This is a genomic window from Achromobacter sp. Root83, assembly GCF_001428845.1.
In the GTDB taxonomy this organism is placed as follows: domain Bacteria; phylum Pseudomonadota; class Gammaproteobacteria; order Burkholderiales; family Burkholderiaceae_B; genus Achromobacter.
Window position 1 is genome coordinate 91,183 of record NZ_LMIU01000001.1, and the last position, 26,359, is coordinate 117,541.

At 66.3% G+C, this 26,359-nt stretch carries 19 protein-coding genes; 3 read left to right on the forward strand and 16 right to left on the reverse strand.

Annotated elements, in window-relative coordinates:
• Window positions 1–126: 126 nt before the first annotated feature.
• From ASE30_RS00475 to ASE30_RS00525, 11 genes are all read right to left on the reverse strand, one after another.
• Entirely contained in the window at window positions 127–2,196 is a 2,070-nt protein-coding gene (locus tag ASE30_RS00475; protein ID WP_057283198.1) for a TonB-dependent siderophore receptor, read from the reverse strand.
• Between the two features lie 346 nt (window positions 2,197–2,542).
• On the reverse strand, window positions 2,543–4,237 hold the full coding sequence (locus ASE30_RS00480) for an AMP-binding protein (RefSeq protein ID WP_057282305.1): 1,695 nt from the start codon (window positions 4,235–4,237) through the stop codon (window positions 2,543–2,545).
• A gap of 14 nt (window positions 4,238–4,251) precedes the next feature.
• Complete coding sequence (locus ASE30_RS00485; RefSeq protein WP_057282306.1) at window positions 4,252–4,842, reverse strand: chalcone isomerase family protein; 591 nt, start codon at window positions 4,840–4,842, stop codon at window positions 4,252–4,254.
• Window positions 4,806–5,300 carry a DUF4442 domain-containing protein gene (locus ASE30_RS00490; protein ID WP_369819292.1) on the reverse strand — a complete coding sequence of 165 codons (495 nt, stop codon included), beginning with the start codon at window positions 5,298–5,300 and terminating at the stop codon, window positions 4,806–4,808. The genes ASE30_RS00485 and ASE30_RS00490 overlap by 37 nt, the downstream gene beginning before the upstream one ends.
• A gap of 68 nt (window positions 5,301–5,368) precedes the next feature.
• A complete protein-coding gene (locus ASE30_RS00495; RefSeq protein WP_057282308.1) occupies window positions 5,369–6,568 on the reverse strand; it encodes an acetyl-CoA C-acyltransferase in 1,200 nt (399 codons plus the stop codon).
• Between the two features lie 9 nt (window positions 6,569–6,577).
• The gene (locus ASE30_RS00500; RefSeq protein ID WP_057282309.1) at window positions 6,578–8,968 is read right to left on the reverse strand and encodes a 3-hydroxyacyl-CoA dehydrogenase/enoyl-CoA hydratase family protein; all 2,391 of its coding nucleotides are present in this window, start codon (window positions 8,966–8,968) and stop codon (window positions 6,578–6,580) included.
• Between the two features lie 55 nt (window positions 8,969–9,023).
• Window positions 9,024–10,346, reverse strand: a complete 1,323-nt coding sequence (locus tag ASE30_RS00505; RefSeq protein ID WP_057282310.1) for an OmpP1/FadL family transporter — start codon at window positions 10,344–10,346, stop codon at window positions 9,024–9,026.
• Window positions 10,347–10,470: 124 nt separating this feature from the next.
• Window positions 10,471–12,402, reverse strand: coding sequence for a 3-hydroxyacyl-CoA dehydrogenase NAD-binding domain-containing protein (locus ASE30_RS00510; protein WP_057282311.1), 1,932 nt, complete (start codon window positions 12,400–12,402; stop codon window positions 10,471–10,473).
• Complete coding sequence (locus tag ASE30_RS00515) at window positions 12,399–13,691, reverse strand: acetyl-CoA C-acetyltransferase (RefSeq protein ID WP_057282312.1); 1,293 nt, start codon at window positions 13,689–13,691, stop codon at window positions 12,399–12,401. The genes ASE30_RS00510 and ASE30_RS00515 overlap by 4 nt, the downstream gene beginning before the upstream one ends.
• Window positions 13,692–13,703: 12 nt before the next feature.
• Entirely contained in the window at window positions 13,704–16,052 is a 2,349-nt protein-coding gene (locus tag ASE30_RS00520; RefSeq protein WP_057282313.1) for an acyl-CoA dehydrogenase, read from the reverse strand.
• Between the two features lie 50 nt (window positions 16,053–16,102).
• Window positions 16,103–16,774 (reverse strand): TetR/AcrR family transcriptional regulator, encoded by a 672-nt coding sequence (locus tag ASE30_RS00525; RefSeq protein WP_057282314.1) that lies wholly within the window; start codon window positions 16,772–16,774, stop codon window positions 16,103–16,105.
• A gap of 379 nt (window positions 16,775–17,153) precedes the next feature.
• On the opposite strand from ASE30_RS00525, the gene ASE30_RS00530 reads away from it, so the two are divergent.
• The 3 genes from ASE30_RS00530 (at window position 17,154) to ASE30_RS00540 (ending at window position 21,090) form a co-directional block, all read left to right on the forward strand.
• Window positions 17,154–18,758, forward strand: coding sequence for a hypothetical protein (locus ASE30_RS00530; protein WP_057282315.1), 1,605 nt, complete (start codon window positions 17,154–17,156; stop codon window positions 18,756–18,758).
• 561 nt (window positions 18,759–19,319) lie between these two features.
• On the forward strand, window positions 19,320–20,069 hold the full coding sequence (locus tag ASE30_RS00535; RefSeq protein ID WP_057282316.1) for a response regulator transcription factor: 750 nt from the start codon (window positions 19,320–19,322) through the stop codon (window positions 20,067–20,069).
• Between the two features lie 358 nt (window positions 20,070–20,427).
• Window positions 20,428–21,090 carry a response regulator transcription factor gene (locus tag ASE30_RS00540; protein WP_057282317.1) on the forward strand — a complete coding sequence of 221 codons (663 nt, stop codon included), beginning with the start codon at window positions 20,428–20,430 and terminating at the stop codon, window positions 21,088–21,090.
• A gap of 111 nt (window positions 21,091–21,201) precedes the next feature.
• Here the strand turns inward: ASE30_RS00540 and ASE30_RS00545 are convergent, their stop codons facing one another.
• From ASE30_RS00545 to ASE30_RS00565, 5 genes are read right to left on the reverse strand one after another with little or no spacing between them, the layout of a single operon-like run.
• Complete coding sequence (locus tag ASE30_RS00545; RefSeq protein ID WP_057283199.1) at window positions 21,202–22,473, reverse strand: glycosyltransferase WbuB; 1,272 nt, start codon at window positions 22,471–22,473, stop codon at window positions 21,202–21,204.
• Window positions 22,470–23,030, reverse strand: a complete 561-nt coding sequence (locus tag ASE30_RS00550) for a putative colanic acid biosynthesis acetyltransferase (protein WP_057282318.1) — start codon at window positions 23,028–23,030, stop codon at window positions 22,470–22,472. Before ASE30_RS00550 ends, ASE30_RS00545 begins: the two co-directional genes overlap by 4 nt.
• On the reverse strand, window positions 23,027–23,914 hold the full coding sequence (locus ASE30_RS00555) for a glycosyltransferase family 2 protein (protein ID WP_057282319.1): 888 nt from the start codon (window positions 23,912–23,914) through the stop codon (window positions 23,027–23,029). The genes ASE30_RS00550 and ASE30_RS00555 overlap by 4 nt, the downstream gene beginning before the upstream one ends.
• Before the next feature lie 13 nt (window positions 23,915–23,927).
• Window positions 23,928–25,058, reverse strand: a complete 1,131-nt coding sequence (locus tag ASE30_RS00560) for a glycosyltransferase (protein WP_057282320.1) — start codon at window positions 25,056–25,058, stop codon at window positions 23,928–23,930.
• On the reverse strand, window positions 25,051–26,343 hold the full coding sequence (locus ASE30_RS00565) for an O-antigen ligase family protein (protein ID WP_057282321.1): 1,293 nt from the start codon (window positions 26,341–26,343) through the stop codon (window positions 25,051–25,053). The genes ASE30_RS00560 and ASE30_RS00565 overlap by 8 nt, the downstream gene beginning before the upstream one ends.
• Window positions 26,344–26,359 lie beyond the last annotated feature (16 nt).

Sequence of the window (26,359 nt, forward strand, 5' to 3'; positions counted from 1 at the left end):
GTTGCAGACGTTCATGCGTGCGTCTGTCGGGCGGGTGAAAAACCGTAGTGTACACCTGTACGTACAGCATGTACGTACAGGTGTCAGGCCTGCTGGAGACCGCCCCCGAGCGGGAGGGTTACCCGGTCAGAACCGGTAGGTGCCGCTCAGCATCACCGTGCGGCGCGCGCCGTAGAAGCAGTCGCCGCGGTCCAGGCAAACGACCTCGTACGTCCGGTCCGCGATGTTGTTGACGTTCAGTGCATAGCGCCACGGACCGTTGTCGTAGCTGACCATGGCATCGAACAGGGTGACCGAAGGCGTTTCCGGCGCGCCGCCGTCGGTGAACGCGGACAGGTAACGTACCCCCGCGCCCACCGCGAAGCCCGGCTGGTTGGCGATGGCGAAGCGGTACTTGCCCCACAGCGAGGCCATGTGCTTGGGCACGGGCTCCAACTGCGGATCGATATCGGTGTAGATGTAGTTGGCGATCACGTCCACTTGCTTGGTGACGCGGCCGCGCAATTCGAGTTCCACGCCGCGCGTGCGCGTCTTGCCCGCCTGGATCTGATTGTTGGGGTTTTCGGGGTCGTTGGTCTGGCGGTTGCTTTCGCGCAGGTCATAGGCGGCCGCCGTGAACTCCATGGCGACGTCCGTGGGCATGTACTTGATGCCGGCTTCCCATTGCTTGCCGCGCATGGGCTTCCAGCGTTGGTTGTAGAAGTCGGCGCCCGCGATCGGCGTGAACGATTCGCTATAGCTCACATACGGAGACCAGCCATTGTCGGCCGCATACATCAGGCCAAAACGCTTGGTGGTGGCCAGATCGGTCTCTTTGTCCTGGCCGTCGGTCGTGCTTTCGGCGCGGTCGCGCCGGAGGCCGGCCAGGAAGATCCAGTTCTTGTCGAACTTGATCTGGTCCTGCGCATAGAAGCCCAGTTGCGTCTGCCTTTGCTTGGGCGAGTCGGTAAGTTCGTATTCCGGCGCGTTGCCGTAGACCGGGTGGTAAAGATTGAGGGGCGCGCCCAGCCCGGTGGCGGTCTGGTCGGTCTCGCGATAGCGCGAATAGTCCATCCCCACGATGACGGTGTGTTCCGTGCGGCCCCAGTTCAGCTTGCCTTCCAGGTTCTGGTCGGCCAGCAAGGTGCGCATGCGCGGCTTCTCGATGTAGAAGTAGCGGTCGGTGGTGGTCTGTTCGGGATCGATGAACGAATCGCCGCGTCTGTCGCCGTAGACGTTCGGGTACAGCGACTTGTAGTCCACGCTGCTGACGGTATTGCGGAAGTTCTGACGGAATGTCCAGGTGTCGTTGAACTTGTGTTCGAACAGCCAGCCCACGTTGAACTGCTCGGTATCGTAGGCGTCGAAGCCGGGTTCACTGGCAAAGCGCCGGGTCGGGATGCGGCCATTCGGATTGTGCTGCACGGTCCCGCTCCAAGGCAGGAACGACTGCGTGGTGCCCGCCCGGTCTTTCTGCCAGGAGGCCTGCAGCGTGAGCGTCGTGGCCGCGCTGGGCTGCCACGTGAGGGACGGCGCCAGCATCAGGCGGTCGTCCTGCGCATATTGGACCTGGGTATCGCTGTCGCGGGCCACGGCGACCACGCGGTACAGCCACTGGCCATCCTCGGTCAGCGGGCCGGTCAGGTCGGCATGGATCTCGCGGCGGTTGTAGTTGCCCAGCACCACGCCGATCTCCCGTTGCGCCTCGGGCAGGGGGCGCTTGCTGACGAGGTTGACGATGCCCCCGGTGCTGCCCTGGCCGTAAAGCATGGAGGCCGGGCCGCGCAGCACTTCCACGCGCTCCATTCCGTAAATCTCGGTGCGCGGGTTGTTGAAGCTGAAGAACTGGCGCAGGCTGTCGAGGTATTGCACCGGCTCGACGCCGCGGACCCGCACGTAGTCCGCGCGGTTGTCCACGCCATACGCATTGGGCCGCACGCCCGCGGCGTAATTCATCGTGTCCTGGACGTTCTGCGCGCCCTGGTCGACGATCTGTTCGCGCGGGATCACGGTGATGGCCTGCGGCGTTTCGGACAGCGGTGTATCGGTTTTCGTGGCGGTCGCGCTGCGCGTGGCCACATAGCCGTCGACCGGACTGGTGGCCGTTTCACTGGTGCCTGTGACCTGTACGGCAGGCAGCGTGGTGGGTTGCCCGGCGGGCTGCGCGTGCGCGGGCGCAACCCCCAGGCAGGCTGCCAGCGCCGCGGCGGCGGGCAGGCGGGAATGGGCGCGCGCGCGGTGCGCGGCCCGGGACTGATGGCGTTTCAAGAAATCTCCCCACTGGCTTCGGATAGGAACTGCCAGTTACGTATAGAAGTAACAACGATAATTATTATTAATTGCAGTAATGGTCCCAGCCAATAGCCACGGCCCAATCAAGTTGTAAAAAAGCCCCGCGATCCGGGGCGCTGGCCGGGCCGAAGCCGGGAATTCCGATTGTTTTCAGCAGCTTGACCGCGATTGCTCGGGCGAGCCCGGGGCAAGGCTGTTGTTGGTGCGGCGCGACATCGGCGGATCCCGTTTGGGCTTGTCCGCCCGCCGCGCCGTCTCGGGCCTTGATCGACTAGGGGGATTCGGGCGAGGCCGGGGCCGACTGGGGCGCCACCGGCTTGAGTTCGCGCCGCAGGATCTTGCCGACATTGGTGCGCGGCAGGTCGTCGCGGAACTCGATGTAGCGCGGCACCTTGTAGCCCGTCAGTTGGGTGCGGCAGTGCGCGATCAGCGTCTCGGCGTCCAGCGCGGGATCCTTGCGGATGACGAACAGCTTGACCGCCTCGCCCGAGCGTTCGTCCGGCACGCCCACCGCCGCCACCTCGCGCACGCCGGGGTGCAGCGCGGCCACGTCCTCGACCTCGTTCGGGTAGACGTTGAAGCCGGACACCAGGATCATGTCCTTCTTGCGGTCGACCAGGAACACGTAGCCCGTTTCGTCGACATAGCCGATGTCGCCGGTGCGCAGAAAGCCGTCCGGGTACATGACCAGCGCCGTTTCGTCCGGACGGTTCCAGTAGCCCTGCGTGACCTGGGGACCCCGCACGCAGATCTCGCCGCTTTCGCCGATGCCCAGCTCGCGGCCCTCGTCGTCGCGGATCGAGAGCTCGGTGGATGGCACCGGCAGGCCGATCGACCCGGTGAAGACCTTGGTGTCCAGGTGGTTGATGGTGACGGCGGGCGAGGTTTCGGTCAGCCCGTAGGCCTGCGCGATGGATATGCCCGTCACGGCGCGCCAGCGGTCGGCGACCGAGCGCTGCACCGCCATGCCTCCGCCCATGGTCAGGCGCAGGCGCGAAAAATCCAGGCGCGCGAAGTCGGGGTTGTTGAGCAGGGCGTTGAACAGCGTGTTCACGCCGGTGAAGGCCGAAAACGGCACCTTGGACATTTCCTTGACCAGGCCGGGGATGTCGCGCGGATTGATGATGAGCAGGTTGCTCGCGCCCATCTTCATGAAGGTCAGGCAGTTCGCCGTGAGCGCGAAGATGTGATACAGCGGCAGGGCCGTCACGATGCACTCTTCGCCGTCTTTGACCAGCGGCCTGACCCAGGCGTAGGCCTGGCTGACGTTTGCGACCAGATTGCCGTGCGACAGCATGGCGGCCTTGGCGACGCCGGTCGTGCCGCCCGTGTATTGCAGGAAAGCCAGGTCGCCTGGCGTGAGCGGCGCCTCGGTGTAGGGGAGGTTGCGTCCGGCGCGCAGCGCATCGCCCAGCCGGACGGCGCCCGGCAGCGACCAGGCCGGCACCATGCGCTTGACGCGCCGGACCACGAAGTCCACCAGGCGGCCCTTCACCGGTCCCAGCATTTCGCCGATGGAGGTGACCAGCACGCGTTCTATCGACGTGCGGGGCAGGGCCTTTTGCAAGGTGGCCGCGAAGTTGTCCGCCACGACGATGGCGCGGGCGCCCGAGTCGGCGAGTTGATGTTCAAGTTCGTGCGCGGTGTAGAGCGGGTTGCAGTTGACCACGACGCAGCCGGCGCGCAGCGCGCCGAACAGGCAGACGGGGTATTGAAGCAGATTGGGCATCATCATGGCGATGCGGTCGCCGGGCGAAAAGCCGTTGGCGTGCAGCCATGCCGCGAAGCCGCGGGTAAGGCCGTCGAGCTCCGCGTAGGTGATCGACTTGCCCATGCTGATGTAGGCGGTCTTGTCCGCAAACCGCCGGCAGCTTTCCTGGACGATGGACACCAGCGTCGTCGCGCCGTCGGTCTCGATCTCGGCGGGCACGCCGTAGGGATAGCTCTTGTGCCAGATTCGTTCCATGTTGTGCGTTCCGCCTAATTGCCCAACAGGGCATTCTTCAGGGAGGCCTGCGCGGGGCTGTCGCCCAGCCAGACGCGCAGCAAGGCGCGGGCGAACTCGGGGCTGTCGATGCGGCCGCGCGGCTTGCCGTTGCCGGTGACCGCGACGCCTCGGGCATCGAAGTCCAGGTCGATGACATCGCCTTCGCGGACGGTGCCGATCTCTGCCATCAGACCGGACAGGCGCTGCGCGGGTTCCTTCAGCGCGGCCAATTCGCGCGCGGATGTATTGTCGCGCAATCCGTCCTGCAGTGCGCCGTCCAGGCTTTTGCCGTCCACGTCCCGCAGAAGCTGCAGGCGCAGGCGGCGCGGTTCCGCGCTATTGATCAACGCGGCTGCGTCGCGGGTCTTGGCGGTGGCATACAGCGCGGCGACGTAGACCTTCACGACGAACCGGGTGCGCAGGCCGGCGCCGTTGAGCACCAGGGCATGCCCGCCTTCGGACAGTTGTTCGGGCACGCGCACGCCAGCCACCATCATGTCGGCGGACCAGGCGGGCGCGCCCGCCAGGCTGGCGGCAAGGACAAGGCTCAGGGCGGCGGTTCGCCCTCCAGAGGTGCGATGCATTTGTCTCCTCCTGTGTTCTTCTGCTTGTAGAACTTCTTGTCTGCGATGTAGATCGTGCGTTCCACGACGGCGTAGACGACGCCGTCCTTGTCCTTCAGTTCCACCGTGTACGTCCGGGTGGTTTCGTGGTGCTGCGCGAGGATCTCGCGGATCTCGGCGATTTCCCCCGGCGGCAGCCGGAAGTCCACGTACAGCGTGGTGTAGGCGGGCTTGCGAAAGCGGATCGACGCCGCCTTGTCCCAGACGATGTGATCCGCGCCCAGCGCCGACATCAGCATCGTGGGGTGGGCGCCGTCGGTGACCGCGAACAGCGAACCGCCATACATCGATCCCACGATATTGCGGGTGCGCCTCAGCAGCGGCAGCTTGACGCGGATGTGCTGGAAGTCCGGCGACACATGCAGCACCCGGCCGCCGGTGGCGCGAAACGCCGGGTGCAGGTTGAATCCCACCCGCATCAGGCGCGCGCGCCATTCCGGCGACAGGCTCTTGAACCAATAAGGCTTCACGCTGGCGGCCGTCCCGGCTACATGGCCTCGAACAGGCCGGCCGCGCCCATGCCGGTGCCGATGCACATCGTCACCAGTCCGTACTTGCCGCCGGTGCGGCGCAGCCCGTGCGTGATGGTGGCCGTGCGGATCGCGCCGGTCGCGCCCAAGGGGTGGCCCAGCGCGATGGCGCCGCCCAGCGGGTTGATCTTGGCGGGATCCAGCTTGAGTTCGCGGATGACGGCCAGCGACTGGGCGGCGAAGGCCTCGTTCAGTTCGATCCAGTCCAGCGCGTCCTGCGTGATGCCGGCGCGCTCCAGCACCTTGGGGATGGCGGCGACGGGCCCGATTCCCATGATCTCGGGCGGGACCCCGGCGACGGCGAAGCTCACGAAGCGGGCCAGGGGGCTCAGGTTGAACTCGCGCAGGATGCGTTCGGACACCAGGATCACGGCGGCGGCGCCGTCGGACATCTGCGAGCTGTTGCCGGCCGTGACGCTGCCGCGCGTCGAGAACACGGGCTTCAGGCGCGCCAGCGCCTGGGCGCTGCTGTCGGGGCGGGGGCCTTCGTCGACCTCGACCAGGCGGCGCACGACGCGCACGGCGCCGCTGGCGCCATCCGGCAGGTGCGACACGACCTCATAGGGCGTGGTCTCGGCGCGGAAATGGCCCGCGGCGATGGCGGCGCAGGCCTTCTGATGCGAGGCCAGCGCGAAGGCGTCCTGGTCTTCGCGCGACACCTTCCAGCGCTCGGCGACCTTTTCGCCCGTCAAGCCCATGCCGAAGGCCATGCCGATGTTCTCTTCGTGCGCGAAGATGGCGGGGTTCATCGACACCTTGTTGCCCATGATCTGCGGCATGGCGCTCATGGATTCGGTGCCCGCGCCGATCATGATGTCGGCTTCGCCCGTGCGGATGCGCGCCGCGGCGTCGGCCACGGCCTGCAGCCCGGATGCGCAGAAGCGGTTCACGGTCACGCCCGCGACGCTTTGCGGCAGGCCCGCCAGCAGCAGGCTGATGCGCGCCACGTTCATGCCCTGTTCGGCTTCCGGCATGGCGCAGCCGGCGATGACGTCGTCGATGCGCGCCGGGTCCAGGCCGGGCGCCTGCGCCAGCGCGCCGTTCAGCGCGGCGGCCAGCATGTCGTCGGGACGGGTGGTGAGATAGGCGCCGTTGCGCTTGCCCACCGGCAGGCGCGTGGCGGCGACGATGTAGGCGTCTTGGATCTGCTTCGTCATGATCGTTCCTTAGTTGCGCAGCGGCTTGCCGGTTTCCAGGGTGTGGCGGATGCGGGCCTGGGTTTCGGGCGTGCGCAGCAATGCCACGAACTCCTTGCGCTCCACGGCCAGCAGCCATTCCTCGTCGACCTTGGTGCCGGTCTCGACCTCGCCGCCGCACAGCGCCACGGCCGCGCTGCGCGCCACGCGGTAGTCGTGGGCGCTGATCATGCCGCCTTCGCGCATGTTGACCAGCACCATCTCGAAGTTGGCGATGCCGTTGCGGCCCGCCACGGGCACGCCCTGCAGGCGGGCGGGCGGCGTGTAGCCGGCCTGGGCCGCGGCGCGCGCCTGGCCGATCGCGACGTACAGCAGTTCGTCGGGATGGAACAGCACGATGTCGTGTTCGCGGGCGAAGCCGGCATCGATGGCTTCCAGGGCGCTCTTGGCCACCTGCGCCATGGCGATGGTCTGGAACACGGGCTGCAGGTAGGGGAAGACCTCGCCCGGCGTGGCCGTCCTGGCCGCCAGGGCCGCGGCGCGGCCGGCGAATTCCTTGCTGCCGCCACCTGCGGGGATCAGGCCCACGCCCGCCTCGACCAGGCCGATGTAGCTTTCCAGCGCCAGCACCCGGTGCGACGCGTGCATCAGGAACTCGCACCCGCCGCCCAGCGCCATGCCCTGCACGGCCGCCACGGTGGGAATCTGCGCGTACTTGAAGGCCTGGGAGGCACGCTGGAATTTCTCGACCGTGGCCTCCAGCATGTCCCACTGGCCGGCGGCGCAGGCTTCGACGACCTGCTGCAGGTTCGCGCCCACGGCAAAGGGCGGCTCGTGCCAGATGACCAGGCCGTCGAATTCGCGCTCGGCCTTCGCGACGGCCTGGAGCACGCCTTCCAGCACTTCGGCGCCCAGCGTGTGGTTGCGGGACGTGACGGACAGGATGGCGATGCCCGCGTCCACGCGGGGCAGGTTCCACAGGCGCACGCCTTCGTTTTCCCATACCGTGACGCCGCGGTCAGCGGGCGCCTCGCCGAACACGCGTTCGGGGAAGAGCTGGCGCGCATAGACAGGCAAGGAGGAACGGGGATGCAGCTTGCCCGTGCGCGCGGAATACGAGCCTTCCGGGGCATGCACGCCCTCGCGCGCGGGCTCCAGGGCCCAGGCGGGCAGGGGCGCGTCGCTCATGGCGCGGCCGGCGGCGATGTCCTCGGCGACGGCGGCGGCGATGGCCTGCCAGCCGGCCGCCTGCCAGGTTTCGAACGGGCCTTGCGACCAGCCGAATCCCCAGCGCATCGCCAGGTCCAGGTCGCGCGCGTTGTCGGCGACGTGCTCGAGCTGCACGGCGCTGTAGTGGAAGATGTCGCGGAACAGGCTCCAGAGGAACTGCGCCTGCGGGTGCGCGCTGGCGCGCAGCGCGGCGAAGCGCTTGGCGGGATCGCGTTCCTTGAGCAGCGCGGCGACTTCATCGGCCAGCTTGCCGCCGCTGGGCACGTAGTCCTGTGACTTCAGGTCCAGCACCTGGATCTCGCGGCCCTGCTTGCGATAGACGCCGGCGCCGGTCTTCTGGCCCAGCGCGCCCTTGCCGATCAATGCCGCCAGCCAGTCCGGCAGCGCGAAATAGCGGTGCCAGGGGTCGTCGGGAAGATTCTTTTCCATGGTGCCCACGACGTGGGCCAGCGTGTCCAGGCCGACCACGTCGGCGGTGCGGTAGGTGGCGCTCTTGGGGCGGCCGATCTTCGGGCCGGTCAGCGTATCGACCTCGTCGAAGCCCAGGCCCAGGCGCGCCGTGTGGTGCATGGCGGCCAGGATGGAAAACACGCCGATGCGGTTGGCGACGAAGTTCGGCGTGTCCAGCGCACGGATCACGCCCTTGCCCAGCGTGGACGTCAGCCAGGTTTCAAGCTGATCGGGCACCAACGCCTGCGTATGGGACGTGGCGATGATCTCCACCAGCCGCATGTAGCGGGGCGGATTGAAGAAATGGATGCCGCAGAAGCGGCCGCGCAGCGCGGCGGGCAGCGCATTGGCCAGCGCGTCGATGGACAGGCCGGAGGTATTGGAGGCGATGATGGCGCCGGGCGAGACATGCGGCGCGATGCGTTCATACAGGGCCGTCTTCCAGTCCATGCGCTCGGCGATGGCTTCGATGACCAGGTCGCAGCCGCGCAGGCGTTCCAGGTCATCGTCGTAGTTCGCGGGCGCGATCAGCGCCATGCGGGCGGCGCCCGCCAGCGGCGCGGGCTCCAGTTTCTTCAGGCCGGCCAGCGCTTTCTTGACGGTGCCGTTGCGGTCGCCTTCCGGCGCGGCCAGGTCGAACAGCGTGACGGGCACGCCAGCGTTGGCAAGGTGGGCGGCGATCTGCGCGCCCATGACGCCGGCACCCAGGACGGCGACGTGTTTGACGACGAACTTGCTCAAGGAAGTCTCCTGTAAAGACGGGCGGACGGCACGGTGGCCGTCCGCCCGCGCTAGGCTAGAAGCGGGTCGACAACTGCAGGCCGAAGATGTGGGCGTTGCTGTCATACGTTCCCGCGACGCGGCCCTTGGTCGCTGGGCTGCCGGACGTCGTGTCGATGTCCGTATCGCGCAGGTACAGATAGGTATAGCCCACGTCGAGCGTGGTGTTCTTGGTGGCGGCCCATTGCACGCCCGTCGAGAACCAGTAGCGGTTGTTGTCGGGAAGGGACGTCGGGCGGTCGGCGGCGTTGTGAACCGGGGATTGGTCATACGCCAGGCCGAATTTCCACTTCCAGTCCGGCGCGAACTTGTAGTTGGCGCCCAGCGCCACCCGCCAGGTATCGCGGAAATTCAGCGGCAGGTCGTCGTCGCGCGCACCCGGGCCCGAGTTGCGGATCTTCAGCTCGGGGATGCTGCTCCAGCCCGTCCAGGAGACGTCGCCCAGCAGTTCCCATTTTTCATTGAGCTGGTGCGCGGCGCTCAGGATCAGCGTGTCCGGCAGGTCGACCGAAGCCTTGGCGTCGAACGACACCGATTGCCGCGCGGGGCCGATGTTGGTGATGTCGGTGTCGCCGGAGGCCTTGTGCTTGATCTTCGAGCGATAGGACAGGCCGATCCGCGTGTCTTCCGTCGGCTGCAGCATGAAGCCCACGTTCCAGCCCCAGGCGTCGCCCTTCAGGTTCAGGTCGGCGTCGCCGTTCGTGGCGAGAGGCAGACCGGCGATGGGCACCACGGTCTTTTTCTTGTAGTTGGCGTCGATGTGTTGCCAGTTCACGCCGAAGCCCATCGAGAATTTCTCGTTGACCTTGTAGGCGATGGACGGGTTGACGTTGATGGTCTTGATTTCGAATTTGTTGGAGTGGTACTGGCCCACCCAGCCGTCGTCGTATTCGGTCATCAGGCCGAAGGGGGCGCCCACGCCCAGGCCGATGAACCACTGCTCGTTCAATTGCCAGGAGGCATACAGGTTGGGCACGACGCCCAGGTTGCCGGCGTCTCCGCCATTGCCGCCGGTGGGGACCGAGCCGTTCAGTCCCGAGCCGGGGATGCCCGGCGCGCTGGGATTGCGGCTATTGCCGTTGTCCGAGAACTTGAACGAGGGCCTGATCAGGTTGACCCCGCCGGAAAAATTGGCGCCCGGCAGGTAGGTCATGCCCGCCGGGTTGAAGTAGATGATGCTGGCGTTTTCCGGATTTGCCGCCGAGCCCGCGTACGCGTTGCCCAGGCCGCTGGCGTTCTGCTCCAAAAGCTGAAAGCCGGCGGCGTAAGACGTTGCGGACGCGCCCAAGCCGACCACGATGGCCGACAAGGTGCTCAGGGACAATGAACGTCTGCGCATGGTACTGCCTCCTCGAGTTGGATTTGTGTCTCTCTTCCACTGCCGGTCTTGGTGCTCCGGTCTATCCGGCGCGAGCCGGTGTCCTGCGGTGCTGCGTACAGCGGTGCTGCGTAGCGCGGTGGTGCTAGGTCCTGCTGTCTTCGTAATGCAAGGGGCCGCCCGTGAAGGGGGCAAAGCCCGTTCCAAAAATGACGCCGGCGTCGGCCAGGTCGGCATCGGCCACGATGCCGGCGTCCACGCGCTGCCGGGTGGCGTCGATGAGCGGCTGGATCAGGCGCTTGGCCAGGCCGGCGGGCGCGGCGGCGGCGTCGCCGCTCTGCTTGACGGGCTTGCCGTCGCGCCAGGTGTAAAAGCCCTTGCCGCTTTTCTTGCCCAGTTCATTGCGCGCCAGCCGCTCGGCGAGGCAGCGGGGTGGAGCGGCGCCGCCGGCCAGCTCCTCGCCCGCCGCGCGCGCGATGTCCAGTCCCACGGTATCGGCCAGCTCCAGCGGTCCCATGGGCATGCCGAAGGCCACCATGGCCGCGTCCACGGTTTGCGGCGCGAGGCCTTCGTCCACGCTGCGCATGGCCTCGAGCATATAGGGCGCCAGGACGGCGTTCACCAGAAAGCCGGGCGCGCTGCGCACCGGCAGCGCCAGCTTGTCGATCTGGCCGACGAAGGCGCACGCGCGGGCGTGGGCCTCGGAGGCGTCGCCCTCGGCATGCACCACTTCCACGAGCGGCATCTTGGCGACCGGATTGAAGAAATGGATGCCCAGCAGCCGGTCGGGACGCGCCAGGCCGGCGCGCAAGGTTTCCAGCGACAGGCTGGAGGTATTGGTGGCCAGCAGCGCATCCGCCTTCATGCGGGGTTCGAGCGAGGCGTACAGCGCGCGCTTGGCCTCCGGCTGTTCGCTGATGGCCTCGATGACGATGTCGGCCAGCGGCACCCCGGCACCGGCCGGGTCGGGGATCAGCCGGTCGAATGCGGCGCGCGCCAGGCGCGGATCCTTCAGGCGCCGCGTAAACAGTTCGGCGGCGCGCTCGATGGCGGGCGCGATGCGCGCCATGTCCTGGTCCTGCAGCGTGACGGTCATGCCCTTGAGCGCGCACCAGGCCGCGATGTCGCCGCCCATCACGCCAGCGCCCACCACGTGCACGCGGCGCGCGGCCGCGATGCCGGCCTGCTTGCCGTTGGCCTTCAGGCGCTCCTGCAGCCGGAACACGCGCAGCAGGTTGCGGGCGGTGCCCGACGCGATGATGCCGTCGATCAGTTCGGGAGCCTTCAACGCGTTGCCGCCGTGCTTCTCCCAGATCGTGACGATGGCGGGCGCGGCGGGGTAGTGCCCCAGGGGGTCCTTGGCCGCGATCTGCTTGCGGGCGCGATTGGCCACGACGGACTTCAGCGGCCAGCGGTTTGCCCAGCCGGCCGGGCCGCGCGCGCGCCGGGCGGGCTTGCGCGACAGCACGGTCTGGCGTGCCGCCGCCAGCAGCAGGCGGGGCGGCACGCGGGCGTCGGCCAAGCCCAGCGCGGCGGCGCGGCGGGCGTCGGCGCCGCGGCCGGTCAGCATCATGTCCAGCGCGGCGGGCGCGCCGATTACCTGCGGCAGCCGCAGCATGCCGCCCCAGCCGGGGAAGATGCCCAGCATGACCTCGGGCAGCGCGAGCGAGGTGCCCGGCTGGTCGGCCACCAGCCGGTAGCGGCAGGCCAGCGCCAGTTCCAGGCCGCCGCCCAGACAGTTGCCCTGGATCAAGGCCAGGGTGGGATAGCGCACGGCGGCCAGGCGGTTCATGAGGTTCCAGCCGCGCGCCACCAGCGCGCGCCCCTGCTCGGGCGTGTCGAGACTGGCGAATTCGTTGATGTCGGCGCCCACGATGAAACCCGTGGCCTTGCCGGACTGGATGATCAGCCCCTTCGGCGGATCGGCGTCCAGCGCGTCCAGCACCACGGCCAGCTCGGCCATGGTGTCGGCAGACAGGGCGTTGACCGCACTGCCCGCGCGGTCGAACGTCAGCCAGGCCAGGCCGTCGGGATCGCGGTCCAGGCGCCAGTGGGAAAGCGTGTCCAGTGTCGTCATGGGCGGTCCTCGTCCAGGGTTTCGACCAGCATCGCGCCGCCTTGGCCGCCGCCGATGCAGATGGCCGCCATGCCGCGCCGGCCGCCTCGGCGCTTGAGCGCGTCGAGCAAATGCAGCACGATGCGGGCGCCGGATGCGCCCACGGGATGGCCGATCGCGATGGCGCCGCCATCCACGTTGAGCTTGCCGGGGTCCAGTTCGCCCCACGCGGGCGTGCCGAAATTCTCTTGGCAATAGGCCTCGTCCCGCCACGCGGCCAGGCAGCCTAGCACCTGCGCGGCGAAGGCCTCGTTGATTTCCCACAAGTCCAGGTCATTGAGGCCCAGGCCGTGGCGCTGCAGGATGGGGGTGGCGGCATGCACCGGGCCCAGGCCCATTTGCGCGGGATCCAGGCCGGCCCACTGGCTGTCGACGATGCGGCCCAGCGGGCGCAGGTTCCATTTGCGCACGGCCTCTTCCGAGGCCAGCACCAGCATGGCCGCGCCGTCGGTCACCTGCGAACTGTTGCCCGCGGTGATGTTGCCCCAGGGCTTGTCGAAGACGGGCTTGAGCTTGGCCAGTTTCTCGGGCGTGGAGTCGTCGCGCACGCCGTCGTCTTCGGCGTGAAGCTTGCCCCGCGTGTCGATCAGCGGCGTGATCTCGGGCATGCCGGCCGCGCGCGCCGCCAGCGTGCGCCGATGGCTGCCGGCGGCATAGGCGTCCATCGCGGCGCGGTCGATACCGAAGAGGGTGGCGATGTTCTCGGCGGTCTGTCCCATCGACAGGCCCACGACCGGGTCCGTCAGGCCCTTGAGCAGGCCGATGACCGGCGCCAGGTACTTCAGACGCAAGCCGCGCAACGCCGCCAGCTTCGCGCCCGGGCCGCGCGCCGCGTACCAGCGCGACAGCCAGCGCACCATGTCGTCGGAGAACAACACGGGCGCGCGCGAAAGCGCGTCCGTGCCGCCCGCCAGCACCAGTTGCGAGCGGCCCGACTGGATGTTGGCGATGCCCGAGTCCAGCGCCTGCATGCCCGACGCGCAGTTGCGCATCACGGTCCAGCCGGGCACGCGGTTGCCGCAGCCCAGGCGCAAGGCGATGACGCGGCCGATGTTGACTTCATCGGGCGAGGGCGCGGCGCAGCCCACGATGACCTCATCCAGGTCGGTGGGCGCATAGGGCTGGCGCAGCAGCAGGGCGCGGCCTGCCTGCACGGCAAGGTCGCCGGCGGAGAAGGGGCCCGGCCCGCTGCGCGCCTTCAGGAAGGGCGTGCGCGTGCCATCGACGACGTAAACCGGTTTGAATGCCATCCGTTCTGTTCCTTAGGCGACCTTGCGTTCGGCCGCGGCCTGGGCCGCGCTGGCGGCGCCAAGGTCAAAGGGGAAATCATCCACTTTCACGACGGTATCGCGCAAGCGGTTGCGGCGTTTCACGACCGCGTATTCTTCGGCCGTGATGCCGCCGATCGTGACCGCGGCATCGGCGACGTCGCGCACGTTGGCCTGCGGATTGCCGTCCAGCGCGCCACGTTTTTCAAGCTCGCGGATCTTGGCTTCGATGGGTTCGGCTTCGAGCGTGGCGGCCAGCGCCTGTTCGATCGCGCCCACGGGCTCGTCGGCGGTGGCGGGCAGATGGCAGCCGGCCGTCAGCCGGTCGCGCGTGGCGCCGGGGTTGATGAGCAGCCGCGCCACGTCCTGGCCAAGCTGGTCGGACGGCAGCGTCTGGCCATGGCCCCACGGGAAGATGATGCGGCGCAGGCTCCAGGCGACGAAACGGTTCGGGAAGTTATCCAGCACGCCGTCGAAGGCTTCTTGCGCCTTGAACAGCGCGTCCTGGATGGACCAGTGCGCAAGCGGCGCGTCGGCCGCCTGCCGGCCTTCGTCCTCGAAGCGCTTGAGCGTGGCGCTGATCAGGTACATCTGCGACAGCACGTCGCCCAGCCGCCCCGACAGGCGCTCGCGGCGTTTCAGGCTGCCGCCCAGCACCAGCATCGAGGCATCCGCCAGCAAGGCAAAGGCCGCCGAGTAGCGGCTGAGCAACTGGTAGTAGCGTTTCATGGAGGGCGCCACGTCGGCGTTCACGGCGACAAAGCGCGCGCCGGTCAGCGCGGCGCCCAGCGCGCGCAGCGTGTTCTTCACGACAAAGCCCACATGGCCCCAGAAGGCGCGGTCGAAGTCGTCCAGTCCCTGCCGGCGGTCGGACGACTGCGCGGCCTGCATTTCCGCCAGCACGTAGGGATGGCAGCGGATCGCGCCCTGGCCGAAGATGATCAGGCTGCGCGTCAGGATGTTGGCGCCCTCGACGGTGATGCCGATCGGGATCTGCTGGTAGGCGCGCCCCAGGAAGTTGGACGGTCCCAGGCAGATGCCCTTGCCGCCGATCACATCCATGCCGTCGTTGACGACCTGGCGCGCGCGTTCGGTGACGTGGTACTTGACGATGGCCGACACGACGGACGGCTTTTCGCCCAGGTCCACGGCGCCGGCCGTCATGCTGCGCGCGGCGTCCATCATGTAGGTGTGGCCGCCGATGCGCGCCAGCGCCTCTTCCACGCCTTCGAACTTGCCGACGGGCGTGCGGAATTGGCTGCGCACCCGCGCATAGCCGCCCACGGCGCGCGCCGTGAGCTTGGACATGCCGGTGTTGGAAGAGGGCAGCGATATCGAACGGCCAGCCGCCAGGCATTCCATCAACATGCGCCAGCCCTGGCCGGCCATGGCGGGGCCGCCGATGATGAAGTCCAGCGGCATGAAGACGTCGGCGCCACGCGTGGGGCCATTCATGAACATGGCGTTCAGGGGGAAGTGGCGGCGGCCGGTGTCCACGCCGGGATGGTCGTGCGGCACCAGCGCGCAGGTGATGCCCAGGTCTTTCTTGCCGCCCAGCAGCCCGTCCGGGTCGTACAGGCGGAACGCCAGGCCCAGCAAGGTGCAGACGGGCGCCAGCGTGATGTAGCGCTTGTCCCAGGTGACCCGCATGCCGATCACTTCGCGGCCCTGCCATTCGCCCTTGCACACGATGCCGCTGTCGGGAATGGCGGCCGCGTCGGAGCCCGCCCAGGGGCTGGTCAGCGCGAAGGCGGGGACCTCTTCGCCGCGCGCCAGGCGCGGCAGGTAATGGTTCTTCTGCTCTTCGGTGCCGTAATGCAGCAGCAGTTCGGCCGGCCCCAGCGAGTTCGGCACCATGACCGAGACGGCCAGCGCCGACGAGCGCGTGGACAGCTTGGTCACGATCTCGGAGTGGGCGTAGGCCGAGAAGGCCAGACCACCGTATTCCTTGGGAATGATCATGCCCAGAAAGCCCTCGGCCTTCAGGTAGTTCCAGACCTCGGGGGGCAGGTCGTAGCGCTCTTGCGTGACGCTCCAGTCATTGACCATGCGGCAGGCGGTTTCGGCCTGATTGTCCAGGAAGCGCTGTTCCTCGTCGGTCAGGCGCGGGCGGGGATAGGCCAGCAGGCGGCTCCAGTCGGGCCGGCCGCGGAACAGTTCGCCTTCCCACCACACCGTGCCCGCTTCCAGCGCATCGCGCTCGGTGTCCGACATCTGCGGCAGCACCTTGCGATACAGATTGAAGATCGGCGCGGTCAGCAAGGCCCGCCGGATGGGGCGCACGGCCAGCGTGACGGCGATCAGGAGCGCGATGACGACCAGCGCGAGGATGACTGCGTTCATTACTTTGTCTCCGTGGATGTTCTGTTCTGGCTGCCCGCTCGACGAACCCGTCAGGTTCCCGGCAAGTGCGGCAGCGGCGAGCGCAAGCCGCCCAGCAGGAAGCTCATCAGCCGGGGCAGCAGCAGGTCGGGGTTATTGGGCTGTTCGGCTTCGTCGACGGTCAACCCGGTGACGGACCGCAGCAGGTCGGTGCCGATGATGGCGTACGAGGTGGCGCCCAGCATGAACTGGAAACGCCAGATGATTTCGGCCTTGGGCACATCGGGCAGCGCGGCGAACAGCGCCTTCCGATAGCGGCCGAGCACGTCCGCGTATTCCTCCGCGAACAGTGCGCGTATGAAATCGGAAGGATCCGTCATGGTCCGTTCCAGCAGCGGCAGGAAGGTGCTGCCCGCCTGGGCGGGGTCGGCGGCCAGGCGCAGCAGGGTGCCGAAGAAGGCATCCACGATCTGCGAGGGCTTGAGAGGCTTGCCCGCGGCTTGCGCCTCGAGTTCGTCCAAAAGGCGCAGGCGCTCGCGGTTCAGCACTTCCAGGCGCCGTTTTAGCACCGCCTGCACGAGTGACTCTTTGGAGCCGAAGTGGTAGTTCACCGAAGCCAGGTTCACGCCGGCGGCGCCGGTGATCTGACGCATGGAGGTGCCGTCGTGCCCTTGTTGCGCGAACAGGGCTTCGGCGGTGTCCAGGATCGTTTCCCGGGTAGTGATCGATCTGATTTCTTGCATATGGTTGAATTCAAACGTTTGTTTAAAAACGATTATGCGTGAGGGATGGACGAGAAGCGAGCCTCGGCTATCCCCAATAGGGTTTACCCCTAATCGCGCGTGGCATATGCGAGACGGACATCGAGACCGGCCTGCGCTCGGCCGGATGGATGACGTCAACCCGGACGGACGGATGAACGGATTTCAGAGAGGGAGGGTGAGGCTGAGCCGTTCGTCCTCGGACACCGGCCCTAGGATGAATGTGGTCTGGAAGGCAGGCGCAAAACGCCGCAGTATCAGCGCGAGGACATGAATGCATTGCCCCCGCGTGTGTGCCTGGCGTGCCGGTCCGCCGCCTTGGCGCCGCAGGCCAATCGCCCTGATACAGGAGCACGAGAAAATGAAGACCTACCGAGTGGGACTGCTGGTTGACGGGTATGAGCAACCCGGCTGGATGCATGAGATGGTTGAGTGGCTCGTCCATAGCCAGGATTTCGAGATCGCGGCGTTGCTGGTGATGAATTCGGAAGGGATCGACAAGGCACCGCGTCTGGGTGTGAAGGCGTTGTTCGGCACGCTGTCGCGCCTGGAGGCCAGGCTGCTGCCTCAAAAGCAGCGTGTGATGCTGGCTTGCGGCGACATGCGCGACAGCCTGCCGTCTGCGCAGGTATCGGTGGTGCCGTTGGCGCCCGGCGCGGAGGATGCGCAAGCGCAGCGCGAGGTGGATGCACTGGATCTGGACCTGGTGATCACCTTGGGCGCTTCGCTGGCGACACGCGCGCAAATGACAAGCTGGGCCCGCCTGGGCGTGTGGCAATTGAGCTATTCGGATATCGCGGTGGCGACCAGCCGCTACGCGGGGTTTTGGGAGGTCTTCCAGCGCGAGGATCACACTACCGTAAAACTCTGGCGGGTGGGCGCGAATGCGGACGAGGACGAGCTGCTGGACCAGCGCAGTTTCAACACGGAAGTCTTCTGGCTGAAGAATCAGGCGCGCGCATTCAGTTTGGGAAATTTCATGGTCTACGACGCCCTGCAGGCGCTGGCCCGCGCCAGGCAAAGCGTGGCGCCGCCCGCCATGCAGATCATGAGCGGCCCGCGCCGCGCGGATCCGGCGGAGTGGGACAGCGCCGCTTATATCGCGCGTCAGGCATGGTTAATGTCGGATTTGATTGTGCGGCGCGTCATGAAGCGCAATGTGCGCTGGCGGATTGGTATGTTTCCCTCTGCCCGGCAGCAGGCGGTGGTTTCGGAGGCCATGGTATTGCAACCGCCGAAAGGAAGGTTTTTCGCGGATCCGTTTGTTTATACCCACGATAAGAAGCCGTATATATTCTTCGAAGATTACGACTTCACTTCCCGAAAGGGCACGATCTCGGTTGCGACCTACTCCGACGGGGCTTTCCGGCTGTTAGGCACGGCCCTGAACCTGCCTTATCACCTGTCCTTTCCGTATATATTCGAACACGACGGCGTAACCTACATGGTGCCGGAAACGTGTGGAAATCGCAGTATCGAGCTCTGGAAATGCACGGAATTTCCACTTAAATGGGAGCTCGACGTTAATCTGATGACTAATATATCGGCCGTCGATACCATTATTTTCAAGCACGGAGAATATTGGTGGTTATTAACAAACATCGACCGGACGGATGGCCAGAGCCATTGCGACGAACTGTTCGCATTTTTCTCGGATTCGCCGCGTTCGACTGAATGGACGCCGCACGCCTGCAACCCGATCGTGCGCAACCCGATGCGCGCCCGCAACGCCGGGATCGTTGTGTCGCCTAGCGGAGACGTGATCCGCTGCGCGCAGTACCAGGGCTTCTGCCACTATGGCAAGGGCGTCTCGCTGAACCGGATCGAAGAACTGACGCCTTCCACCTACGTCGAAACGGACGGCGAAATCCACTACGCGAGCTTCCTCAGAAAACGTCATGCTTCAATGCACCATTGGCATCATCAAGGCGGACACACGGTATTTGACTTCGCCTATATGGAGTAAATTCGCCCGCGGGCGCCAAAATAAAAATGTTACCTATATTTCGAATACAGGGAACGCTACCGGGCATAATGTGTCCGCGGATACATATAGATAGTTTTCCCTTCAAATCCGGCTACTGTGTGCCGCGTCCGGCGGATGTCCCGGCGCGGCATTTTTTCGTCTGTAACAATGGCCCGAACGGGCCGGAGAGCGGCCCTGCGAGCCGCTTTGCTAGGGAAAACCTGAGCAGGGCGCCGCCCGCGCTGGTGGAAACCCTAGCGGCAAAAAGGACGAGATGGCTGTCTCATCCATATTTAGGATCGTGATTAAGGCTAACGAATGATTTCTGATTTTATCGGATTATATCGCCCTGAAACGTCTTGATTTTGACAAATCCGAACCATAAGATGGGTTCATGCCATCCGTTATGTTGGCTACGAAAGTCTCCCAGCCCAAATGCCCCGGTCCGGCTTCATTAGATATTCCGGGATATGCGGACCACCCCCGCGGGGCTGGAAAAAAAAATAGTCTTCAGCACAGCGAAGATCCCTTCTAGGCCCGTCGAAAAACCGGGAGGACACCATGGCCAAGATGGTCCTGATTGAAGCTCATCCGCTCTTGCGGTTGGGTTTGTGGCAGATACTGAGCAAGTTGGACGATGTGTGGGAAATCGAGGGAATGGGCTTGGCGGACGTGTCCAAGGCCGACGGCGTGCATGCTGGCGCCGATCTCCTGATCTATGGGTTGCCGGTGGATACCGATGAAGCCTGGAGCGCCTTGCACGAGATTCAGCGCGTGCTGACGCCCAAGCGCATCCTGCTGTTGACGGACGTCATGCCCTTGCCGATGCCCGTGCAAGGTCTGCCTGGCGCAAGCGTTTACGGCTGCCTGATGAAAACGGCTTCCGTCGAAATCCTTGAAGCAGCGATCCGCCTGGTCATGGCGGGCGGGCAATGCTTCCCTAGCGAACAGGCGTTGCAGGCTCCGGCCTCGACCGTTTGCGCCCTGCCGGCACGGGACGCGGACGATGCGGGCGGCAAGGGCTCGATGCCCGTCAGCGCGGGCGCCCAGTTGCTTCAGATCACACCGCGTCAATACGAAGTACTGGTGCTGCTTGCCAGGGGTTATCCGATCAAGACCGTCAGCCGCATGCTGAATATTTCCGTGGCAACTGCCAAGACGCACGCGTGCACGCTCTACCAGCGCCTGCATGTCAAGAACAAGGGCGAAGCCGTATACGCGGCGCTGCAACGCGGCGCGACCTTGGAATGGCATGAACCGAATGGCAGGGATGTGGACGCCGGGCAGATCTATGGGCGCAAGCTCGGGTAGTCGACGGTTTGCGTTGCCTGCCCGGCAGCCTGGAACACTGTTGTTCCGCCGCTGCCGGGTTCGCGCATAGCCGACACGGCTAAGGCTTACACAGCAGTATCCGCGCTTGCAGTGCTGCTGCTTTCCTCCACCAATCATCCTCCTGAACGAGATTCAGCGGACGTAGCCGCTGATAGCATGGGTTGTGTCCGCAAGCATGGATTGAGAGGGCGAATCACTTAGTCTCGCCACCGCGATTCGATGTAGCGGACGAGATTCCCTTGAGGTCTGGCGGCGCGCGTGAACCGCGCATCGCGCCGCGATGCGCCAGCGTCATGGGAACCGTGTGTGGGCCATGCGTCACAAGGTTCTTCCCGGGATGACAACCGTACTGATCGAAGACTACGCTCTGCTTCGTGTCGCCATTCAGCATGTGCTGGAACGTGTACGCAACGCCGACGATATCCTGGCCATCTCGCCAGCTCACCTGCTCAACATGTCAAGCTCGATCAACCGTCCAGTGGAATTGCTGGTGGTGGGTTGCGGCGGCGTGGCGGAACAGGACATAGGGCTGTTGTCGCAGGCGATGGCCTTCTTCATGCCCCGGCTGGTGCTGGTGCTGTATTCCGCGCTGGACCCGAGCGTGATGGGCGCGTGCGCGCGGGCGGGGGTGGCGGGCTATCTGCCCAAGGCCTCCAGCCCGGACGCACTGGCCGCGGCGGTGAGCCTGGTGATCGCGGGGGGCGAATGCTATCCGCAACCCGCGGGCAGGCCGCAAGGGGCGCCGCACACCTCGGTGCAGGAACTGCGCGAACTGACGCAGCGCCAGGAAGAGATCCTGCAGTTGCTGGTACAGGGCAAGACCATGCGCGAAATCGGGCAGCAGGTAGGCATATCGGTGGCCACCGTGAAAAGCCACGCGCGCACGCTCTACTGGAAACTGAACGCGCGCAACCAGGCCGAGGCGGCCTACATCGCGGTGCAGATGGGATTGGTCAGAAGCGCCAACGGCCCCGCGCCGGGCAAAGGCGAGACGGGCTGAGGCGCAATGGAGTCAGGGCCTGTGCGGGTTGCGATGGCAGCCCCCACAGGCCCTGGTTCGTTCAGAAGGAATGGACCCTCGGACCCGCGATGTCCGTGGCTCCGCGGTCGATCAGATATCGCCTTCGCGGGCGCGCGTATCCGCCGGCGCGGGCTTGCCCTTCGATGCCACGATGGCCGCGAATTCGCGTTCCGCGGCGCTCAGCACGGCATCCACGTGCAGATGGGCAAGGGCGTACTGGCGCGCGGCCGCGCCCAGGGTCTCGCGGATCTGCGAGTTGTAGCTCAACTTGCGCACGGCTTCGGCCATGGCCACCGCGTCTTCGGGCGGCGTCAGCAGGCCGCAGTGCGCCACCACGCCAGCCAGCTCCGTGCCCCGCGCCGCGCCGCACACCACGGGCCGGCCGCTGGCCAGCATGCCGGTCAGCTTGGACGGCATGACCAGGTCCGCCGCGCCGGCCCGTTGCGGCAATAAATGGATATCCGCCGTGTTGAGCAGCGCGCCCAGGCGGTCGGCCGGTTGCAGGTCCAGGAAGACGACGCGGGGCAGGCCCTTGCATTTTTCTTCGAGTGGCGCGCGTTCCGGGCCCTGTCCGCAGAAGATGAACCACAGCCTGTCCTCGCGGCTCAGCCTGCGGGCCACCTCCGCCAGCGTCTGCAAGCCCTGTTTGCCGCCCATGTTTCCGGAATACAGGGCGACGATGGCGCTGTCGGGGATGCCGAGCTGGGCGCGGTACGCACCGCGCTCGGCATGCGGCGTGATGGCGTTGACGTCGATCCAGTTGGGCAGCAGCACGGCGCGGTCGGGGGCCACGCCCTTGGCCAGCGCCAGTTCCAGCATGCGGTTCGATATGGTGGAGACGCGGTCGAAACGGCGCATCAGCCAGCGCTCCGCGCGCTTGACCAACGCGCGCAGGCCCGCGCCCTTGAGCAGGCCCAGCTCGAACGCGGCGTCCACTTCATAGTCCTGGATGTGCAGCCAGGCACGGGCGCCGCAGAGCCGCGCGGCAAGCCAGGCGCCCGGCGCGCAAAAGAGCGCGGGCTCCACCACGAGGATGACATCGGGCCTGCGCGCGGCCGCACGCAGCAGCGACGGCAGGCTGGACAGGGCGAAGCTGGCCAGGTGGACCAGGCGCTTCGCGCCGCCCGGCCTGGCGGGCACCCACAGCGGCGCCCGCCGCACCGTCACGCCCCGGCGTTCTTCCGTGGCGTAGCGGCCGGCCCGGTAGCCGTCGTGGACCCGCCATTGCGGATAGTAGGGCGGGGCGGTCACGACGCTGACCTCATGGCCGCGCGCGGCCAGCCATTCGGCCATCTCGGCGCTGTACTTTCCGATGCCGGTCAGTTCGGGCGCGTAGTTGATGCCGTAGATGAGTATTTTCATGTCGACGTGGCCGCCCGGGGCCGGATGGGGCGGCACGGGTTGCCGTGGCAGACCATGGCCGACGGCATGTTGCGGAACACCGAGCTGCGCGCACCGACCACGGCCTCGCGCCCGATGGTCACGCCCGGACCGACAAACACGTCGGTCGCCACCCATGCGCCTTCCTCGATTCGCACGGCCCGTTCGCGCAAGGGAAAATCGGGCTGCCCGGCGTCGTGGTCCGCCGCGCACAGGTAGCTGCGCTGGGACACCACGGCATGCGCGCCGATGTGGATCGGGCCCAGGCTGTATATCACCGCGTCGTCCCCGATCCAGGCGTAGTCTCCGATCTCCACCTTCCAGGGGTAGGTCACGGTGGCGGTGGGCCGGATCAGCACCTTGCGGCCCACGCGGGCGCCGAAGCGGCGCAGCAGCCAGCGGCGAAAGCCGTAGGCCACCTGGGGCGACCAGCGGAACAGCGTCCCTTGCACCATCCACCAGAGCTGCACGGTCAGCGCCGAACGGCCGCGCTGCCCCGGCGCCAGCGCAAACTGGTCCAGGCGTTGCAGTGCGCTCATTTGGTCGCTCCCGCCACGGCGTCGCGCTGGGAGGCCGCCGCGCTGGCCCGCCGCGCCTTCAGGATCTCTTCGGTCTTGATGCGGATCTGCCAGTAATACATGGCGCGCGCGACCGCGTAGTCATAGCCGGCCTTGCCGTCCAGGAAGCCCAGCCGGAAGACATAGGAATGCAGGAACGAGATCGGCGCCTTGAACGGCATGGCCTGGAAGATCCGCTTGAGCAGGGCGCGCCCGCCCACGTTGGCTTCGCGCGGGTCGTTCATCAGCCCCTTGGTGCGCAGATTGGCCTCCCAGTCCGAATAGCGGTTGTGCTTGTCGAAATAGTGGTAGAGCGAATCATGATCGTTGTGGACCATGCGCTGGCGCAAGGCGAACGTCTCGCCTTCGACCTGCGGCTGATAGTGGCCTTCCACTTCCCACATGTTGGCGACGTCCAGGTCGTCATAGTCCAGGAAGCGGGAGCGGTCGCGCGCCAGCAGCGCCAGCTTGTATACGCGGTGGCCGTGTTCCAGCTTCTTGCCGCAGAACACATAGTCGAACGGCACGAAGGCGCCGCCAGCGCCCGCCGCGAAGCGCGGCAGCGTTTCGCGTATCTCGGCGGCCAGGCCGGGCGTCATTTCCTCGTCGGCGTCGACGTACAGCACGACGGGATGCGTGAACGGCAATTGCTCCAGGCACCATTGCTTCTTCTTGGGGTACTTGCCGTCCCACTGGAAGTTCGAGACGCGGGCGCCCAGCGCGGTGGCCATCGCGCAGGTGGCGTCCGTGCTGTTGGAGTCCACCACAAAGACTTCGTCAAATTCCACCAGCGCTTTCAGGCACTTGGTGATGTTGCGTTCCTCATTCTTCGTCATGACCACGACGGATACCGGTATCTTCTGCATGATGCTGTCCTGTTCAGGGCGTGCCGCGCTGCATGAGGGGCTGAAATAGCTCGATGACGTTGCGGCAGTGCCGCTCCAGGGAAAATGCGTCCGCGCGCTCCGGCCCCTGGGCCGCCAGCTTTTCGCGCATGTCGCCGTCGTAGGCCAGGCGCCGTACCGCCGCGGCCAGTGCCTCGGCGTCGCCCACCGGCACCAGCAGGCCGTATCGGCCCGCGTCCAGGATCTCGGCGGGGCCGTGGGGACAGTCGGTCGAGATCACGGGCACGCCCAGGCACAGGGCTTCCACCAGCACGTTGCCGAAACTCTCCCGGATGGACGTCAGCGCGAACGCGCCGGCGCCGGCGATGAACGGAAATGGATTGTCGATGTGGCCCGCCAGGGTGACCGGACTGCGCGACGCCTTGTCGTCGATCCGCTTCTGCAGGGCGGCGTGTTCGGACCCTTCACCCAGGATCGTGAAGCTGATCCCGGGATCGTCCAACAGGGCGGCGGCGTCGATCAGCGTGGCGTAATCCTTGACGGCCTCCAGCCGGCCGACGGCCACCACCTGATAGGGCGCGTCGCGGGTGGCGCTGTCCTGCTGGCGCGCGCCCTGCTGCCGCACGTTGTCCAGCGGCACGCCGTTGTAGATGGTGTGGACCTTGCCCCGCAGCGGCGGAAACATGCTGACCAGGTCTTCCTTCACGCCGCGCGACACGCCCACCACGGCGTCGTGCCGCCGGTAGGTCTGGCTGACCAACCAGCACTTCAGGCGCCGCATGCGGGAAGCGCCGTAGTGGATGGCGGGGCTGCTGTGTTCGAAGGCCACGGTGCTGAAGTTGCCGCGCAGGATCTTCTTGGCCAGCACGACCAGCATGTTGCACAGCAGGCCGTGCGAGCAGACGATGGCCGGTTTGTCGCGGCGTATCTGGGCAAGCAGTTGGAAGAACGCAAAAGGCAGCCTGAGCCGCAACTGGGTCGGGGACTCGATGATGGGTAATGCGCGCGTGACTTTGGGGTTGGCGATGGGATATTCGCGGTTGCGTGAGCGCAACAGGAACAGGGCGGAATCGACTCCCTGTTCCGGCAGGGCATCCACGATGAAGGCGACGCATCTTCCGACGCCACCGTGCAAGTCCGGCGCGACAAACAAAACATCAGGCATGGGGTAGTACTCGCGGTGGCACCCGGCGCATGACGTCCGGGCGAGGGCTGGGAACGGACGGTTCTTGATGAGGCACGGGCATCGCCTGCGCATTGCGCATGAGCGACAGGCAATAGCACAGCAGGAATCCGGTGAAGGCGGTCTTGGGCGCGTAGGCCAGGCCGCCGGACAGCGAATCGATGAAGATGTAGATGGGAGCCGTTGCCAGCAGGTAGCGCCGGTGCATGTCCAGGCCGGGATGGGCATAGCGCCTGAACAGCGTGAGCAGCAGGATCAGCAGGGGCGGCAGCATGATCATGATCGTGCCCACCACGCCGAACTTCATCAGGTAGAAGGCCCAGGAATTGTGCGCGAACGTGCTCAGCTCGAACCCGTTCTCGCCCATGACCCAGCTACGGAAACCCGCGCCCTTGCCGAACACGGGGCTTTCCGCGAAGAAGTCCATCTGCCCTTGCATTTCCTGGACGCGCGCGCCGTAGCTGGAGTCCTCGTCCAGCTTTTCGACGCTGAAGATCCGGTTGGCCAGCACGTCCAGGTAGCCGATGCTGGCGAATATCAGCACACCGGCCACGGCGGCGGGCGCGAACACCAGCACGGCGCGGCGCCGGATGTCGGCGCTGCCCGCCAGCAGCACGGCGATCAGGACCGAGATCGCAAGCTGCAGGTACTGGCTGCGGTTCAGCGAGAAGACCAGCGCCATCACCATGTACAGGGTCAGCGCGTAAGCCTTCGGGCCCGACACATTCAGGGTGCGGCGGAAGTACAGCAGCGACACCACGCCCATCGGGATGGCCCAGACGCCCAGCCGCACGTTGCGCAGCGGGTTGGCCACGCTGAAGCCCTGCATCTGCTCCAGCAGCATCAGCGTGGCCACCGCCAGGCAGGCGGCCACGATGTACTTCTGCAGCACCGCGTAAGCGCCCGGACTGTCGATGTCCTTGTAGCAAAGAAAGGGCGTGCACAGGAAATAGAACACGATGCGTAGATCCCGCGCCACATCGCCGGCTTCTATGCCCGGGTGGTCGATGGACACCAGCAGCAGGTAGATCACCGACATGGCCTGGAACGCCAGCAACATGCCCAGCATGCCTCGCGGCAGCGAGTAGGCGCGGGGGTCGGCCAGCCTCAGCGCCTTGACTACCAGCATCGCGACGAACAGCACATCGAAGGGCGACAGCTTGAAGCTGCCCACCCCGACGATGAACCGGTCGTCGTTCAGCGCAAGCGCGGTGAACACGAAAAGGCCCAGCAGGTGCAGGGTGGAGAGGCGGCGGCGCGTTTTCATTGCAGCTCCGTTTCAG

Coding starts and splice junctions, on each gene's coding strand:
- ASE30_RS00480 (WP_057282305.1), bottom strand. CDS start 4,237: ATGGAACGAATCTGGCACAAGAGCTATCCCTACGGCGTGCCCGCCGAG.
- ASE30_RS00485 (WP_057282306.1), bottom strand. CDS start 4,842: ATGCATCGCACCTCTGGAGGGCGAACCGCCGCCCTGAGCCTTGTCCTT.
- ASE30_RS00490 (WP_369819292.1), bottom strand. CDS start 5,300: ATGCGGGTGGGATTCAACCTGCACCCGGCGTTTCGCGCCACCGGCGGC.
- ASE30_RS00495 (WP_057282308.1), bottom strand. CDS start 6,568: ATGACGAAGCAGATCCAAGACGCCTACATCGTCGCCGCCACGCGCCTG.
- ASE30_RS00505 (WP_057282310.1), bottom strand. CDS start 10,346: ATGCGCAGACGTTCATTGTCCCTGAGCACCTTGTCGGCCATCGTGGTC.
- ASE30_RS00510 (WP_057282311.1), bottom strand. CDS start 12,402: ATGACGACACTGGACACGCTTTCCCACTGGCGCCTGGACCGCGATCCC.
- ASE30_RS00515 (WP_057282312.1), bottom strand. CDS start 13,691: ATGGCATTCAAACCGGTTTACGTCGTCGATGGCACGCGCACGCCCTTC.
- ASE30_RS00520 (WP_057282313.1), bottom strand. CDS start 16,052: ATGAACGCAGTCATCCTCGCGCTGGTCGTCATCGCGCTCCTGATCGCC.
- ASE30_RS00525 (WP_057282314.1), bottom strand. CDS start 16,774: ATGCAAGAAATCAGATCGATCACTACCCGGGAAACGATCCTGGACACC.
- ASE30_RS00530 (WP_057282315.1), top strand. CDS start 17,154: ATGAAGACCTACCGAGTGGGACTGCTGGTTGACGGGTATGAGCAACCC.
- ASE30_RS00535 (WP_057282316.1), top strand. CDS start 19,320: ATGGCCAAGATGGTCCTGATTGAAGCTCATCCGCTCTTGCGGTTGGGT.
- ASE30_RS00540 (WP_057282317.1), top strand. CDS start 20,428: ATGACAACCGTACTGATCGAAGACTACGCTCTGCTTCGTGTCGCCATT.
- ASE30_RS00545 (WP_057283199.1), bottom strand. CDS start 22,473: ATGAAAATACTCATCTACGGCATCAACTACGCGCCCGAACTGACCGGC.
- ASE30_RS00550 (WP_057282318.1), bottom strand. CDS start 23,030: ATGAGCGCACTGCAACGCCTGGACCAGTTTGCGCTGGCGCCGGGGCAG.
- ASE30_RS00555 (WP_057282319.1), bottom strand. CDS start 23,914: ATGCAGAAGATACCGGTATCCGTCGTGGTCATGACGAAGAATGAGGAA.
- ASE30_RS00560 (WP_057282320.1), bottom strand. CDS start 25,058: ATGCCTGATGTTTTGTTTGTCGCGCCGGACTTGCACGGTGGCGTCGGA.
- ASE30_RS00565 (WP_057282321.1), bottom strand. CDS start 26,343: ATGAAAACGCGCCGCCGCCTCTCCACCCTGCACCTGCTGGGCCTTTTC.